We start from the raw sequence: 14,769 nt of genomic DNA, 5'->3' as shown, positions 1-14,769 counted from the left end.
GTTGCAACAGAAATCAATTTCGGGAAATCGCATGCGTTTCATCTCCGCCGCCAGCGCCGCAGCCCTGCTTGCGGGCTGCGCGACCGTTCCTGTGGACCAGACGGCGCCTGCCGCGCCCTCGCTGACCCCGCTTCCCGCATCCGTGACAAGCGAGCTGCCGCGCAACGCCCGCCCGGCGCACTACGCGATCGAAGTCGTCCCCGATGCCGACAAGCTGACGTTCTCCGGCCGGGTCGCTATCGATCTCGCGCTGTTCGAAGCAAGCCGGACGATCACGCTCAATTCGGTCGGTCTGACGGTCTCGCAGGCGACCATTGCTCCGGCCGGAGGGGGGGATGCGGTCCCGCTGCAGGTGGCCTACGACGAGGACAAGGAAACCGCGACTTTCACCGCAGCGAACGCGCTCGCCGGGGGCACCTACCGGCTCGAGATCGCCTACAGCGGGCCGATCGGCCGCAAGCCGAGCGGCTTCTTCGCCCTCGACTATCCCGACAAGCGCACCGGCAAGCCCAAGCGCGCGCTCGGCACGCAGTTCGAAATCCCCGACGCGCGGGAGTTCGCGCCGATGTTCGACGAACCCTCGTACAAGGCGACCTTCGACGTCTCGGCGGTGGTTCCGGCGGACCAGATGGCGGTCAGCAACATGCCGGTCACGAGCGAGACCGACCTCGGCAACGGCACCAAGCGGGTGGTCTTCGCCACCACGCCCAAAATGTCGAGCTACCTGCTGTTCTTCGGCGTCGGCGATTTCGAGCGACTGGCTAAGACCGTCGACGGCACCAGCGTCGGCATCGTCTCGCCCACCGGCAGCGGCGAGACCGCGCGCTACGCGCTCGACGAGGCGGTCGAGGTCCTGCCGTACTACAACGATTATTTCGGCGTGAAGTACCCGCTGCCCAAGCTCGACAACATCGGCATGCCGGGCAGCTCGCAGCAGTTCGGCGCGATGGAGAACTGGGGCGCGATCTTCACCTTCGAGGACAACCTCCTGGTCGACCCGCGCACCACCAGTCCCGACAAGCTCAGGTACATCCACACCGCGCTGGCGCACGAGATGGCGCACCAGTGGTTCGGCGATCTCGTCACGATGGCCTGGTGGGACGACCTGTGGCTCAACGAAGGTTTCGCCAGCTGGATGGAATCGAAGGCGACGGCGAAGTTCCGCCCCGACTGGAACACCGAAGTCGGCAAGGTCAACTCGCGCGAGGGCGCGATGGCGGCCGACGCGCTGCGCACCACACACCCGATCGTGCTCACCTCCAAGACCGCCAAGGAAGCCGACGAGCAGTTCGATTCGATCGCCTATTCGAAGGGCGAGACGATCCTCACGATGTTCGAGGACTATGCCGGCGCCGACACCTGGCGCGAGGGAATCCGCGGCTACATGAAGGCCCACGCCTACGGCAACACCACCACCGACGACCTGTGGCAGGCGGTCGAAAAGGCCGGCGCGAAGGGGCTGGTCGATATCGCTCGCGGCTACACCAGCCAGGCCGGCGTCCCGCTGGTCACCGTGTCGGCGACCTGCGCGAACGGGCGCACCAGCCTGTCGCTCAGGCAGGGCCAGTTCAGCCGCGACCAGCAGGCCGAAGTCGCCGCCAACCCCAAGCACTGGCTGGTGCCGATGACGGTGGTCGCCGCCGACGGTTCGAAACATCCGCTGGTGCTCGACGGCACGGCTTCGCTCGACTTGCCCGGCTGCGGCGCGGTCAACGTCAACGGCGGCCAGCTGAGCTATTTCCGCACGCTCTATCCGCGCGACATGCTGACGCAGCTGACCGCCGCGCTGCCGGCGATGGCGCCGCGCGACCAGCTCGGTCTCGTGCGCGACAACCTCGCGCTCGCCGCCGCTTCGTACCAGGATTATGCTCCGGCGCTCGACATGCTGGCGGCGGTGCCGGCCGACGCCAATCCGCTGGTCGTGGAAACGGTCATGTCGCAGTGGTCGAGCCTCTACGACATCCTCAACGACGAAGGCCGCAAGGCGAAGCTGGCAAAGCTGGCGCACGACAAGTTCGCGCCCCGGCTCGAAGCGCTCGGCTTCGATCCGCGCCCCGGCGAATCGCTGTCGGACGCCAGCCTGCGCGCGGAGCTCATCGCCGATCTCGGCAAGATGGGCGATCCGGCGGTGGTGGCCGAAGCCCGGCGGCGCTTCGCTCGCCTGGCGCAGGACCGCACCGCGCTCGACGGCGAGCTCAAGGGCACCTGGCTCTCGATCGTCGCGCGCAATGCGACAGCCGAGGACTGGGAATTCCTGCGCCGGTTTGCGCTTTCCTCGACCGACAGCGTCGAGCGCAAGCTGCTGATCCCCTACATCGGCGCCGCGAAGGACGATGCGCTGGCGATGAAAGGCCTGCAGCTGGCCCTGAGCGACGCGGTCCAGCCCGACGAGGGCGTGCGGATCATCAGCCGTGTCGCCTCCAACCACGCGGACATGACCTACGATTTCGCGCTGGCCCACAAGGCCGAGATCGATCCGCTGGTCGACGATTCCGCCCGCGCGGGATTCTACCCGCGGCTCGCCGCGGACAGCGACGATCCCGCCATGCTCGCCAAGGTCAAGGCCCTGCGCGACAGCTATGCCGCCGACGAACGCGTCTCGGCCAACCGCACCATCGCCTCGATGGAGAACCGCTTCGCCACCTATCCCCGCATCCGCGAACAGCTGGGCGCCTGGCTCGCCGCGCGCTGATGCGGCGGCGGGCGATGCGCGACTAGCGCATCAGCCCGCCGACGAGGTTGCGCACGAAGCGCCCGGCGAGCGGTCCGGCGAGGTCGGTGGCGATCGAACCGAGCGCGGATGAAGCCGCAGTCTTGGTCGGGTTGGCGCGCGACTTCCTGCCGGTGATCGCCCCGGCGGCGATCGCCGCGCCCGATCCGGCGGCGGCGCTGGCCGCGCGCTTCATCGCCTTTTCCCAGATGCTGGTGCTCTTGCGCTCGCGCTTGCCCACTTCTTCGCGGCCCTTCTCGGCCACTTCGTCGGCGGTCGCGGCGGCGTCTGCGGCCTTTCTGGCCAGCACCTCCTCGGCGCTGTCGCGATCGACCCGCTGGTCGTACTTGCCGGCGTAGGGGCTCACCGACTGGATGATCGCGCGTTCCTTGGCGTCGATCGGGCCGAGCCGGCTGCGCGGCGGCTTGATCAGCGTGCGCTGGACGACCGAGGGCGCCCCGTCCTCCATCAGCGTCGAGACCAGCGCCTCGCCGACGCGCAGCTCGGTGATGACCTTCTCGACATCGAGGTCCGGATTGATGCGGAATGTCTCCGCCGCGGCCTTGATCGCCCGCTGGTCGCGCGGGGTGAAGGCGCGCAGCGCGTGCTGGACCCGGTTGCCGAGCTGGCCAGCGACCTTTTCGGGTATGTCGATCGGGTTCTGCGAACAGAAGAAGACCCCCACGCCCTTCGAGCGGATCAGCCGCACGACCTGCTCGATCTTGTCCTGCAGCGCGTCGGGGGCATCGTCGAACAAGAGGTGTGCCTCGTCGAAGAAGAACACCAGCCGGGGCTTTTCCGGGTCGCCGACTTCGGGAAGAGCCTCGAACAGTTCGGCGAGGAGCCAGAACAGGAAGGTGCCGTAGAGCTTAGGGCTGCGCATCAGCTTGTCGGCGGCGAGCACGTTGATGATCCCGCGGCCCTGTTCGTCGGTGCGAATGAAGTCGTTGATCTCCAGCGCCGGCTCGCCGAAGAACATCGCCCCGCCCTGGCTGTCGAGGCTGAGCAGCTGGCGCTGGATCACGCCGATCGTCGCCTTGGTGACGTTGCCGTACTTGGCCGTAAGCTCGTCGGCGTGCAGCGCGCAATCGGCGAGCAATGCCTGCAGGTCATCGAGGTCGAGCAGCAAGAGGCCCTGCTCGTCCGCCGCCCGGAAGACGACGTCGAGCACGCCTTCCTGCGTCTCGTTCAAGTCGAGCAGGCGGGCGAGCAACAGCGGGCCCATTTCCGAAACCGTCGTGCGGATCGGGTGGCCCTGCTCGCCGAACAGGTCCCAGAACACCGCCGGGTTGTCCGAATAGGCATAGTCGTCCATGCCCAGCTCCTTCGCCCGGCTTTCGAGCGCGTCGGCGTGCTTGAACGTGTGCGAGCCGGGCACCGCAATGCCCGACAGGTCGCCCTTCACGTCGGCCACGAACACCGGCACGCCCGCTGCGGAAAAGCTCTCCGCCAGCCCCTGCAGCGTCACCGTCTTGCCCGTTCCCGTGGCGCCCGCGATCAATCCGTGGCGGTTCGCTCGGCTCAGTTCGAGCGTCTGGCGCTCCCCGTTCGATGCCAGTCCGAGGAAAATCGCGCTCATATTCGCTCCCGTCGCCCCACCTTGCCAGCGTGTGGCGCAGCGCGGCGCGCACGGTCAAGCAATAGACATTACAGTTCCAGAAGCTAGAGCGGGCCGATGCCGTCCGGCGAACCGTTCATCCTGCTCGACGATGCCCGCAGCGAAGGCGCGGTCGACGCCCACCTGTTCGAGCATCCGACCGAGATCTTCGTGGCCCGCCGCCCGGAGGAAGTCGCGCGCGTGCTGACCGAAGCCGAGGCGACGCGGGCGATGACCGGCGGCCATCTCGCCGGCTACATCGCCTACGAGGCGGGCCTGGCGCTCGAAGAGCGGCTGATGCCGCTGGTGGCGGACCGCACGGGCGCAAACGGTCCGCTCGTCTGGCTGGCGCTGTTCGACCACGTGGAGACCATCGAGGCCGCCAGCGTACCCGACTGGCTCGACCGGCGCTCCGGCGAAGGCCTCGCCTCGATCGGCCCGCTCGAGCCGCAGGTCTCGACCGGCGCCTACCTCGGCGCATTCGCCAAGCTGCAGGAAGCGATCCGCGCCGGCGACATCTACCAGGCCAACCTGACCTTTCCGCTCGCCGGCGCCGCGCGCGGCGACCCGGTGGCGATCTACAAGGCGATCCGCCCGGCGGCCAACGCCGGGTATGGCGGGCTGGTGTTCGATGGCGACCATTGGCTGCTGTCGTTCAGCCCCGAGCTGTTCTTCTCGCTCAAGGGCGGCAAGGCCAAGGTCAAGCCGATGAAGGGCACCCGCCCGCGCGGCACCACCGAGGCCGAAGACCGGGAGTTTGCCGCCGAACTCGCCGCCTCGGTCAAGGACAAGGCCGAGAACCTGATGATCGTCGACCTGATGCGCAACGATCTGAGCCGCGTCGCCCGGGCGGGCAGCGTGTGCGTCGAACGCCCCTTCGCGGTCGAGACTTATCCCACGCTGCACACGATGACCTCGACCGTTCACGCCGAACTGCAGGATGGCCGCGGAGCGATGGACATGATCCGCGCGCTGTTCCCGTGCGGTTCGATCACCGGCGCGCCGAAGATCCGCGCGATGGAGCTGATCGACACGGTCGAGCGCGACCCGCGCGGGCCCTATTGCGGCGCCATCGGCCGCATTGGCGCAAGCGGAGACGCTGCTTTCAACGTCGCCATCCGCACCATTCGCCTGACCCCCGGCGAAAACGACAAGCACCACGTCGTGCTCGGTGTCGGCGGGGCGATCGTCGCCGACAGCGACGGCATGGAGGAATGGCGCGAGTGCCTGGTCAAGGGCGGCTTCGTGCGCGGCGAAGCCGGCGGCCACGACCTGATCGAGACGATGCGGTTCGATCCCGACAAGGGCATCGAACTGCTCGAGCTGCACCTCGAACGGATGAAGGCGAGCGCAGCCGAGCTCGGCTTCTCGTTCGACCGGCACGAGGCGCGCAACCGCATCCACGCGCTGTGTTTCGAACTCGAGACCCCGGCCAAGGTGCGCCTGCTGCTCGCCCGCAGCGGCGAAATTGCGCTCGAATCCTCGCCCCTGCCCGACCTCGCCGATGGTCCGGTGCCATGCCTCGCGCTGCCGTTGCCGGTCGTGCCCGGCGACTGGCGCCTTCGCCACAAGACCACCGACCGCAGTTTCTACGAAGCGGCGATGGCGGTGGCCAAGGCGAACGGCGCGGGCGAAGCGCTGCTGGTGCGCAGCGACGGGCTGGTCACCGAAGGCAGCATCAGCAACCTGTTCGTCGAACGCGGGAACGCGCTTCTCACCCCGCGCGCCTCGCTCGGCCTGCTGCCCGGCGTGCTGCGCCGCAGACTTCTCGAGGAAGGCCGCGCCGAGGAGGCCGATCTCACGCTCGACGACCTCGCCGGCGGTTTCCTGCTCGGCAATGCGGTGCGCGGCCTGCTGCCCGCCAGGCTGCTGTCATGAACCAACCCCGCCTCAGCCAGGCGATTCAGCGCATCGAGGCCTCCCCCACGACCGCGATGACCGACCGCGCGACCGAACTGCGCGAACAGGGCCGCGATATTATCTCGCTGTCGGTGGGTGAACCCGATTTCGCCACCCCGGCGCATGTCATCGATGCCGCCAAGGCCGCGCTCGATGCCGGCGAAACGAAGTACACGCCCGTCACCGGCACCGCGCGGCTCAAGAAGGCGGCGGCGCTGCATTTCGAGCGCGATCTCGGGATCGCGACCGACCCCGCCAACGTGATCGTCAGCGCCGGCGGCAAGCAGGTGATCTTCGAGGCCCTGGCCGCCACGGTGAGCGAAGGCGACGAGGTCATCGTTCCGGCGCCGTGGTGGGTCAGCTACCCGCAAATGGTGCGCTTCTGCGGGGGCAAGGTCGTGCCGCTGCGCACGCATGCGCATCACCGGTTCCATTTCGATCCGGCCGAGGTCGAGGCGCTGATCGGCCCGCGCACCCGGTGGCTGATGCTCAACAGCCCGGGCAATCCCACGGGCGCCGTGTTTCCGGCCGACATGCTGCGCGGGATCGGTGAGGTGCTGCGCCGCCACCCGCAGATCCTCGTCCTGAGCGACGACATCTATTCCCCGCTGATCTACACCGGCCAGCCGCACGCCACGCTGGCCAGCCTGTGCCCCGACCTCGCGGATCGCATCTGCACCGTCTCGGGCGTCTCGAAGAGCCACGCGATGACCGGCTTCCGCATCGGCGTCGCCACCGGGCCGAACTGGCTGATTTCGGCGATGGGCAAGCTGCAGAGCAACACGAGCGGCAACCCGGCCTCGATCAGCCAGGCCGCTGCCGTCGCCGCGTTCGAGGGGCCGCAGGATTTCCTCGCCGGGTGGCGCGAACGGTTCAGGAAACGGCGCGACATGGTCGTGGCCGCGGTCAACGCGATTCCCGGGCTGTCCTGCCCCGTTCCGGAGGGTGCTTTCTACGTCTTCGTCGATGCGACCTCGCTGATGAGCCGCTTCGGCGACGATACCAAGCTGGCGCTGCACCTGCTCGATCACGGCGTCGCCGTCGTCGCCGCGAGCGCGTTCGGCGGCAAGAACGGCTTCCGCATCAGCTTCGCCGCCGACGACGCGGTGCTTGAAGAAGCGATGAAGCGCATCGCCGCGGCGCTGGCATGAAAACCCGCGCCACATCCGCTCGCCCTGAGCCTGTCGAAGGGCCTAGCAGCGTACCTCGACAAGCTCAGCACGAACGGGGGCCGGCGTGACCATCCCGATCCTCTTCGAGGACGGCGAAGCTCTCGTCATCGACAAGCCGGGCGGCCTGCCGATCGAGAAGCCGCGTGCGGGAGGGGCCTCGCTCGAAGATCACATCGACGAGCTCAAGCTGGGCTTCCAGCGCGCGCCGGTCGCGGTGCACCGGATCGACACCGACACCTCGGGCTGCCTGCTGCTGGCGCGCAATCCCAAGGCATTGAAGCGCTTCGCCCGCGCCTTCGAAGAGCGGCTGGTCGGCAAGCGCTATCTTGGCGTGCTGGTGGGCGTTCCCGAGGCGAAGGAGGGTACCGTCGAGCTTTCGCTGAGCAAGATCAGCAGCGCCGAGAAGGGCTGGCGGATGATCCCGGCGAAAAAGGGCAAGCCGTCGGTCACTCACTGGAAGATCCTCGGCGAATCGGGCGGCCGCGCGCTGGTCGAGTTCCGCCCCGAGACCGGGCGCACCCACCAGATCCGCGTCCACGCCGCCAGCGGCATCGGCATCCCCCTGCTCGGCGACCCGGTCTATGGCGAGAAGGCGGGCGCGGCACGCACCATGCTCCACGCCGCCGGACTGGAAATCCCGCGCGAGGGCAAGCCGCCGGTCATCGCCCATGCGCCGCTGCCGGCCGATTTCGTCGCGCTGGGCTTCGGCGATGTCTGACGAGGCGGTTGCCCGCGCGCTCGCCCTGATCGAGGAAAGCTTCATCGCCTCCTCCGGGCCCGGCGGTCAGAACGTCAACAAGGTGGCGACCGCGGTGCAGGTCCGGCTCGACGCCGCCGCGCTCGGCCTGCAGCCGCAGGTCTACGCCCGGTTGAAGCGGCTCGCCGGCAGCAAGATGACCAACGACGGCGAGATTGTCCTCACCGCGCGCAAGCACCGAACGCAGGAGGCGAATCGGGAGGACGCCCGCGAACGCATCGCCGAGCTTGTCGCCAAGGCTCACGTCGCGCCCAAGCCGCGCGCGAAAACGCGGCTCAACCGGGTGGGCAAGGAGAAGCGCATCAAGTCGAAAAAGGCCCGCGGCACGCTCAAGAGCAACCGTGGCAAGATCGACTGGTAGCCCCGGCCCGAGCGCGCCCGAGGCTTGACTTTTCCCACCCGCTGACGCAATGGCGCGCCCGGATGGGCGGCCCATGCGTGCCGCCCTTGGTTATTTCGGGCTTCTGCGGCCCTCACGATACACTGGGAACACGAACGATGGCGAAGCCCGCAACCGTCAAGATCCGGCTCAACTCGACCGCCGACACCGGCTTCTTCTACGTGACGAAGAAGAACCCGCGCAACACGACCGAGAAGATGGTCTTCCGCAAGTACGACCCGATCGCCAAGAAGCACGTCGAGTTCAAGGAAGCCAAGATCAAGTAAGCTGAACGGTGGGAACCGCAAAGGTTCACAACCGGTTCAATGCTCCGAACCTAGCTTTGGGAGCATGACAGACTTGACCTCGCTTACTCGCAATCCGCTGCGCGCCGCCATGGCCGGCGCGCTGGCCCTTGCCTTGCCCGTCACCGCACTCGTCGCCCCGGCGATTCCGGCGGCGGCGGCCGATTCGGACCAGCTCGACCGCGCCGTCGCAGCGCTGCGCGCGATCGACACCATGAAGGCCGATTTCACCCAGACCGATCGCGCGGGCCATACCCTGCGCGGCGAGCTCACGCTCAAGCGTCCGGGCAAGCTGCGTTTCGAATACGACAAGGGCGCCAACATGCTCGTCGTCTCCGACGGCAAGCGGCTCACGTTCATCGACTACGAGGTGAACCAGGTGCAGCCCTATCCGATCAAGAATTCACCGCTCGGCGCGCTGCTCGATCCGGGCCGCGACGTGAAGAAATACGGGCGGCTGATTCCCAGCGGCAATCCCGACGTGCTCAGCATCGAGGTGAGGGATCCCAAGAAGCCCGAGTTCGGCACCTTCACCGCGATCATGGTCAAGGACGCCGCTGCCCCCGGCGGGCTGGAGCTCGTCAGCTGGGTACAGCTCGACGCGCAGAACCAGCGCACCACCGTGCGCCTGTCGAACCAGCGCTACGGCATCGCGGTGCCGGATTCGGCGTTCAAGTTCCGCGACCCGCGCCGCTCGTCTCGTCGCCCCGGCTGAACGGCTCGCCGGTCATTTGCTCCCGGCCTGCGATGAATTGCATGAGGCCATTCATGGCGCAGCAAGCCGACCGGGAGTAGCTTGGCTTCAGCAAGTCGGCGGAGGCGGGTTTCCCCCCTGTTGCCCCAGCCTCGCATACGCCGGCTTGTGACAGCGTGACGAACGCTCAAGACGAACCCCCACCGCAATGCCCCCGCGGTGGGGGTTTTTCTTTCTTGGAGTTCCGGACAAGTCCGGGGCCCGGGCCCGCTGCGGGCGCGCGTTCGCTCTAGCGGGCTGCTGGTCACAACCCGTTCCAGCGCTTTTCTGTCAGGTAGAGAGCTAGTCCGCTTCGCGACCAGCGAACCGCAATGCCGAACGGCCGCCCGCAGGTGCCCCGCAGTCCGCAGGACGGAGGGAACAGCCCCGAGGATGCGCCCGCGGAGGCGGGTGCGCAAAACGAGAGCCTTCGCGCCTTGCCGCGCAGCCTCGCGCTCCCTAATCCCCACGCCATGATCTCGATTGCCAGCTGGAACATCAACTCGGTCCGCCTGCGGATCGACCAGGTCGTCAGGTTCGCCGAGGCGGAGCGGCCCGACGTGCTGTGCCTGCAGGAGATCAAGTGCCAGGAACACCAGTTCCCGGCGCAGGCGCTCGCCGATCTCGGCTACGTCCACCAGGCGATCCACGGGCAGAAGGGCTATCACGGCGTCGCCACGGTGAGCAAAGTCCCCTTCACCGAGATTTCGCGCCACGACTGGCAGGACAACGGCGAGGCGCGCCACGTCGGTGTCGAGCTGCACGGCGCCGGCGCAGGGCTGGTGATCGAGAACGTCTACATCCCGGCGGGCGGCGACGTCGCCGACCGCGAGGTGAATCCCAAATTCGGCCAGAAGCTCGATTTTCTCGCGCGGATGACCCGCTGGGCCGAGGCGATCGACCGCCCGACGCTGCTGGTCGGGGACTTCAACGTCGCCCCGCTCGAATGCGACGTCTACGACCACAAGGCGCTGCTCAAGGTCGTCAGCCACACGCCGCTCGAGGTCGAAACGCTTGGCCTGCTGCAGGGCGCGCACGAATGGGTCGATATCGGCCGCGCCTTCATCCCGGCGCCGGACCGCAACTATTCGTGGTGGTCGTACCGCAGCTATTGGCGGCAGAAGGACCAGGGGCGGCGGCTCGACCACATCTGGGCCAGCCCCGACCTCGCGAAGCAGGCCACGGGTTACCGCTTCGTCGAGGAGACGCGCAAGTGGGAGCAGCCGAGCGACCACGTGCCGATCGTCACGGAGCTCGACCTCTGAGCGAGGCCCCGCCTTCCCTGGCGCCATCGCGCCGCGCGGCGCAGGCGATCGATGCGCTGCGCCACGGCTGGCCGCTACAGGTCGGCGCGGGGCCGATCCTGTTGCCGGTCGAGACCGCACTCGGCACTGCGGCGCAGTCGCATCTGGCGCTGATTTCTGCGGCGCGCGCCGCGACGCTCAAGCTCACCAACCAGCGCGAGGCGGCCGATCCGCACGCCCCAGTGCTGATCCGCGCGGCCGAACCGATCGACCTTGCCGCCGCGCGCCCGATCGCCGATCCGGCGATGGATCTCGAAGCGCCGCTCAAGGGCCCATTTCGCGCCGACTCGCTGCGCTGGCGCGCCGAGGCCGAAGCGGCGATGGAACTGGCGCTGCTCGCCGGGATCCTGCCCGCGTTCCTCGTCGCGCCCACGCCCGCCGAACCGGCGGTCGCAGTGGCTGTGGAAGACCTCGCCGCCTGGCGCGATACCTCGCGGCTGACCATCGCCACCCGCGCCCGCTTGCCCGCCCTTGCCAGCGAGGACAGCGAGATCTTCGTGTTCCGCAGCGCCGACGACATGCGCGAGCACGTCGCCCTGGTCATCGGCAATCGCAGCGCCGAGCGCCTGCCGCTGGTCCGCTTGCACTCCGAATGCCTGACCGGCGACGTCTTCGGCAGCCTCAAGTGCGATTGCGGGCCGCAGCTCGACGCGGCACTGGCGGCGATGGCGGCCGAGGCGGCGGACGGCGGCTGGGGCGTGCTGCTCTACCTGCGCCAGGAAGGGCGCGGCATCGGCCTCGTCAACAAGCTGCGCGCCTATCGCCTGCAGGACCAGGGGTTCGACACGCTCGAGGCCAACCGCCGGCTCGGCTTGCCCGAGGAGGCGCGCGATTTTCCGGTCGCCGCGCGCATGCTCGACCTGCTCGGCATTTCCTCGATCAGGCTGATGACCAACAACCCGGCCAAGGTTGCCGCGCTGGAGGCCAGCGGTGTCGAAGTGGCCGAGCGCGTGCCGCATGCCTTGCCGACCAACCCGCACAACGAACGCTACCTCGCGACCAAGCGCGATGCGGCGGGGCACCTGCTGCCCTAGCGCAGCTGGCTGTCCTTGCTCCCGCGCCGGTTGATGGTCGAATGGACTACCGTCCGGTCGCGGCCAGACTGGCACTCGACGCAGGTTCGCACGCCGGGGACGGCTTCCCGCCGGCCCTCGGGAATCGGTTCGCCGCACAAGTCGCAATGGGTGGCGCTTTCGCCCTTCGGCATGCGCGAGCGGGCGGCGGAAACCGCGTCGTTCACGGTGTCGTCGATCTGGTCCTGAACCGCGCCGTCGCGCGTCCAACCGCCTGCCATCTGGTGCCTCCTTTCCGGATAAACCGGCGGCACCGGGCAGGGGTTCCCCTCAGCGCTTTTCGAAGCGGGCGAGGCCCGGGCCGAGCGCGTTTTCGCCGAGGTTGAGCTTGTCGCCCGACCAGTCGGCGACGAAGGCGGTGTTGCGCGAGATGCCGGGGGCGAGACGCGCGTCGTTGCCGACGATGAACAGCCCGGCGCTGGTCTGCTCGCGCCCTTCGGCGGCAACGGCGATGAAGGCGGACCAGTTTTCCTTGTCCTTGCCCTGCACGAACCAGTTGTTGCTGATCTGCCCGGTGGCCCCGTCGGGCAAGTCGATCATGTAGTTGGTGCCGTGCCCCCGGGCATCGTCGAAGCTCGAGCTGGCGACTTCGACCCGGGCGGCGCGGCTCTTCAGGTAATGCCCGCCGCTGCCTTCCTCGAAGCGGCTGCGGGTCACGCGGACCTGGGCGATTTCACCGGCGTAGATCGAATGGGCGCAGCCCGAGGAGTCCTCGCAGTTGCCGAGCCTGGAGAAGGTCGAACGGTCGACGACCAGGCGGCTTTGCGGATTGGCGCCGGTGAGGATGCCCTGCTGGCTGTCGTGGAACCAGCTCTGGGCGACGGTAAGATTGCCGGATTCGAGCCGGATGCCGGCGCCGTTGTAGTCGGGCACGGCCATGTTCTGGAACACCAGGCCGGAAACTTGGGCCGAGCGGCCGCGGAGCACCAGCGCCGCCTTGCCCTCGCAGGTAACGCCGTCGAAGACGGTTTTGCCCGGTTCGAGCGCGAGATAGGACACCTCGCCGCCGGTCTGCACCGCACACTGCCGGACGACGCCCGGCGCGATGGCGATCGAGCCCTTGCCGTTGCCGATCGCGTCCACCGCGTCCTGCAACCGCGCGAAGCCTCGGCCGGTTTCGACGACCGTGAAGGGGGCGGGGCCGGCCTGCGCGAACAGCGCACTCAGCGGGATCGCCGCGACCGCCAGCGCGGCAACCGCACCAAACAGCAGCAACGACGGCCGGTGGAGCGGGGGCTTGGCGCAAATTTCCATGCGCCCGCGTTAAGCCAGGAGGGTTAACGCATCGCTAAGCGGTCGGGCGTCGGCACGTCACAGCGCCGCCGCCAGCAGGCCCAGCCCGGCGAGCAGCAGGATGCCGGAAATGATGGCCAAGACCAGGTGCGGCTGGCCGATTTCGGCCGGCGTGCTGGCCTGGGCTCCGGCCTTGCGCGCGGTGACAGGAACGACGATCATCGGTTTATTCCTCCTCTGACTTGGGCGGGCGGCCGCGCCGCGGCGGATCGGGGCGCGGGACCTTCACGCCGCGGCGTTCGAGCGCCTCGCGCAGCAGGACCTCCAGTTCGGCGTTGACCGAGCGGAAGTCCTGCGCCGCCAGCCGCTCGATCGCCGCGTGGAGCGCGGGATCGAGCCGCAGGGCAAAGGCCTTCTTTTCGCGCGGCACTCCCTCGTCCTCAGGTGTAGAGCGAGCCCGCGTTGACCACCGGGTTCACGTCGCGCTCGCCGCACAGGACGACCATCAGGTTGGAAACCATCGCCGCACGGCGTTCGTCGTCGAGATGGACGATGTCCTCCTCGCTGAGTTTGTCGAGCGCCATCTGCACCATCGAGACCGCGCCCATGACCAGCTTGGCGCGTGCGGCGATGACCGCTTCGGCCTGCTGGCGGCGAAGCATGGCGCCGGCGATTTCGGAGGCGTAGGCGAGATGGGTCAGCCCGGCCTCGTCGACCTCGAGGCCGGCGACGTGAAGCCGCTCGTTGAGCTCGGCCCTGAGCTCGGCGTTGATCACGTCGGCACTGCCGCGCAGCGTGGTCTGGTCGTCCTCGCTCATGTCGTCGTAGGGATGGCGGGCGCCGACGGTACGCAGGCCCGCCTCGATCTGGATATTCACGAACTCGCGGTAGTCGTCGACGTCGAACACCGCCTGCGCGGTGTCGGCCACGCGCCACACCACGTTGCAGGCGACATCGATCGGATTGCCGCGCAGGTCGTTGATCTTGATCCGCTCGGAGTGGATGTTGTGCGCGCGCACGGACACCTTCTTCTTGCCCATCCACGGCCAGATCCAGCGCAGGCCCTGGGTGCGGTCGGTGCCCTTGTAGGAACCGAACAGCGTGATCACCGCGGCCTGGTTGGGCTGGATCATGTAGAAGCCCGCCAGCACCAGCCCGACGACCCCGATCGAGGCCAGGATGGTGCCCCCGAAGGCCAGCTTGGCCGCCTTGGCGGCGTACTCGCCCGGCACCATGTTCCGGATCAGGAACCAGGCCAGCAAGACGGCTGCCAGCAAAACGAGCAGCATGATGTAGCCGCTGAAGGTGCTGGCCGCGCTTTCGTGGCTCTTGGTCATGCCCCTGCTTTCGTTAGTCACGACGAATCTCCTTTTAAAGATGATATCATATTTATATCACCTTCGACGGAGTTCAAGCGGAATCGGCTTTCCTACAGGCAGGTTGCTGTGCAACGGTTCGGATCGCTCTTTGCCATCGTTGCCTCGCTCCCGCAGACTTTTTCGATCGCCCCCGCGAGTCTGTCACCCTGCTCGGGCGCAGTTTTTTACGTTGTGATTCAAGTGCTTGAACCGAAATTGCCCGGGTTACAGGGTGTAATTTGTGTCAAC

General features: G+C 67.9%; 15 protein-coding genes. 9 read left to right on the top strand and 6 right to left on the bottom strand.

What is annotated here, in order from left to right; genetic code table 11:
* The first annotated feature begins 31 nt into the window (after positions 1–31).
* Positions 32–2,692, top strand: coding sequence for a M1 family metallopeptidase (locus Q7I88_RS04380; RefSeq protein WP_305097818.1), 2,661 nt, complete (start codon positions 32–34; stop codon positions 2,690–2,692).
* Positions 2,693–2,714: 22 nt separating this feature from the next.
* Here the strand turns inward: Q7I88_RS04380 and Q7I88_RS04375 are convergent, their stop codons facing one another.
* Positions 2,715–4,289, bottom strand: a complete 1,575-nt coding sequence (locus tag Q7I88_RS04375; protein ID WP_305097817.1) for a helicase HerA-like domain-containing protein — start codon at positions 4,287–4,289, stop codon at positions 2,715–2,717.
* A 96-nt stretch (positions 4,290–4,385) separates the two neighbouring features.
* Here Q7I88_RS04375 and pabB point away from each other — a divergent pair, with 96 nt between their 5' ends.
* The 8 genes from pabB (at position 4,386) to ribA (ending at position 11,890) form a co-directional block, all read left to right on the top strand.
* Positions 4,386–6,185 carry an aminodeoxychorismate synthase component I gene (pabB, locus tag Q7I88_RS04370; protein ID WP_305097816.1) on the top strand — a complete coding sequence of 600 codons (1,800 nt, stop codon included), beginning with the start codon at positions 4,386–4,388 and terminating at the stop codon, positions 6,183–6,185.
* Positions 6,182–7,357 carry a pyridoxal phosphate-dependent aminotransferase gene (locus Q7I88_RS04365; RefSeq protein ID WP_305097815.1) on the top strand — a complete coding sequence of 392 codons (1,176 nt, stop codon included), beginning with the start codon at positions 6,182–6,184 and terminating at the stop codon, positions 7,355–7,357. Before pabB ends, Q7I88_RS04365 begins: the two co-directional genes overlap by 4 nt.
* A gap of 85 nt (positions 7,358–7,442) precedes the next feature.
* The gene (locus Q7I88_RS04360) at positions 7,443–8,096 is read left to right on the top strand and encodes an RluA family pseudouridine synthase (protein WP_305097814.1); all 654 of its coding nucleotides are present in this window, start codon (positions 7,443–7,445) and stop codon (positions 8,094–8,096) included.
* The gene (gene arfB, locus Q7I88_RS04355; RefSeq protein WP_305097813.1) at positions 8,089–8,496 is read left to right on the top strand and encodes an alternative ribosome rescue aminoacyl-tRNA hydrolase ArfB; all 408 of its coding nucleotides are present in this window, start codon (positions 8,089–8,091) and stop codon (positions 8,494–8,496) included. Before Q7I88_RS04360 ends, arfB begins: the two co-directional genes overlap by 8 nt.
* 137 nt (positions 8,497–8,633) lie before the next feature.
* Positions 8,634–8,801 carry a 50S ribosomal protein L33 gene (gene rpmG, locus Q7I88_RS04350; protein ID WP_305097812.1) on the top strand — a complete coding sequence of 56 codons (168 nt, stop codon included), beginning with the start codon at positions 8,634–8,636 and terminating at the stop codon, positions 8,799–8,801.
* A 64-nt stretch (positions 8,802–8,865) separates the two neighbouring features.
* Positions 8,866–9,534, top strand: a complete 669-nt coding sequence (locus tag Q7I88_RS04345) for a LolA family protein (RefSeq protein WP_305097811.1) — start codon at positions 8,866–8,868, stop codon at positions 9,532–9,534.
* A 491-nt stretch (positions 9,535–10,025) separates the two neighbouring features.
* Positions 10,026–10,817, top strand: a complete 792-nt coding sequence (locus Q7I88_RS04340) for an exodeoxyribonuclease III (RefSeq protein ID WP_305097810.1) — start codon at positions 10,026–10,028, stop codon at positions 10,815–10,817.
* Entirely contained in the window at positions 10,814–11,890 is a 1,077-nt protein-coding gene (ribA, locus tag Q7I88_RS04335; protein ID WP_439648378.1) for a GTP cyclohydrolase II, read from the top strand. The genes Q7I88_RS04340 and ribA overlap by 4 nt, the downstream gene beginning before the upstream one ends.
* Here ribA and Q7I88_RS04330 read toward each other — a convergent pair.
* From Q7I88_RS04330 to Q7I88_RS04310, 5 genes are read right to left on the bottom strand one after another with little or no spacing between them, the layout of a single operon-like run.
* Positions 11,887–12,150 carry a DksA/TraR family C4-type zinc finger protein gene (locus Q7I88_RS04330; protein WP_305097809.1) on the bottom strand — a complete coding sequence of 88 codons (264 nt, stop codon included), beginning with the start codon at positions 12,148–12,150 and terminating at the stop codon, positions 11,887–11,889. The genes ribA and Q7I88_RS04330 overlap by 4 nt on opposite strands.
* Before the next feature lie 49 nt (positions 12,151–12,199).
* Positions 12,200–13,183, bottom strand: a complete 984-nt coding sequence (locus tag Q7I88_RS04325; protein ID WP_305097808.1) for a right-handed parallel beta-helix repeat-containing protein — start codon at positions 13,181–13,183, stop codon at positions 12,200–12,202.
* Positions 13,184–13,240: 57 nt separating this feature from the next.
* The gene (locus tag Q7I88_RS04320) at positions 13,241–13,384 is read right to left on the bottom strand and encodes a hypothetical protein (RefSeq protein ID WP_305097807.1); all 144 of its coding nucleotides are present in this window, start codon (positions 13,382–13,384) and stop codon (positions 13,241–13,243) included.
* 4 nt (positions 13,385–13,388) lie between these two features.
* Positions 13,389–13,592 carry a type II toxin-antitoxin system antitoxin gene (locus Q7I88_RS04315; RefSeq protein ID WP_305097806.1) on the bottom strand — a complete coding sequence of 68 codons (204 nt, stop codon included), beginning with the start codon at positions 13,590–13,592 and terminating at the stop codon, positions 13,389–13,391.
* 10 nt (positions 13,593–13,602) lie between these two features.
* A complete protein-coding gene (locus Q7I88_RS04310) occupies positions 13,603–14,520 on the bottom strand; it encodes an SPFH domain-containing protein (protein ID WP_439648359.1) in 918 nt (305 codons plus the stop codon).
* Positions 14,521–14,769 lie beyond the last annotated feature (249 nt).

The sequence above is a fragment of the Croceibacterium aestuarii genome, from assembly GCF_030657335.1.
GTDB lineage: Bacteria > Pseudomonadota > Alphaproteobacteria > Sphingomonadales > Sphingomonadaceae > Croceibacterium_B > Croceibacterium_B aestuarii.
Note: the sequence above shows the minus strand (reverse complement) of the source record. Positions and strands in the feature narration are given on the sequence as shown.

Bases quoted from the DNA above. Each gene is read 5' to 3' on its own strand.
- pabB (WP_305097816.1), top strand. From the start codon at position 4,386: ATGCCGTCCGGCGAACCGTTCATCCTGCTCGACGATGCCCGCAGCGAA.
- Q7I88_RS04380 (WP_305097818.1), top strand. From the start codon at position 32: ATGCGTTTCATCTCCGCCGCCAGCGCCGCAGCCCTGCTTGCGGGCTGC.
- Q7I88_RS04375 (WP_305097817.1), bottom strand. From the start codon at position 4,289: ATGAGCGCGATTTTCCTCGGACTGGCATCGAACGGGGAGCGCCAGACG.
- Q7I88_RS04365 (WP_305097815.1), top strand. From the start codon at position 6,182: ATGAACCAACCCCGCCTCAGCCAGGCGATTCAGCGCATCGAGGCCTCC.
- arfB (WP_305097813.1), top strand. From the start codon at position 8,089: ATGTCTGACGAGGCGGTTGCCCGCGCGCTCGCCCTGATCGAGGAAAGC.
- Q7I88_RS04340 (WP_305097810.1), top strand. From the start codon at position 10,026: ATGATCTCGATTGCCAGCTGGAACATCAACTCGGTCCGCCTGCGGATC.
- rpmG (WP_305097812.1), top strand. From the start codon at position 8,634: ATGGCGAAGCCCGCAACCGTCAAGATCCGGCTCAACTCGACCGCCGAC.
- Q7I88_RS04320 (WP_305097807.1), bottom strand. From the start codon at position 13,384: ATGATCGTCGTTCCTGTCACCGCGCGCAAGGCCGGAGCCCAGGCCAGC.
- Q7I88_RS04325 (WP_305097808.1), bottom strand. From the start codon at position 13,183: ATGGAAATTTGCGCCAAGCCCCCGCTCCACCGGCCGTCGTTGCTGCTG.
- Q7I88_RS04345 (WP_305097811.1), top strand. From the start codon at position 8,866: ATGACAGACTTGACCTCGCTTACTCGCAATCCGCTGCGCGCCGCCATG.
- Q7I88_RS04330 (WP_305097809.1), bottom strand. From the start codon at position 12,150: ATGGCAGGCGGTTGGACGCGCGACGGCGCGGTTCAGGACCAGATCGAC.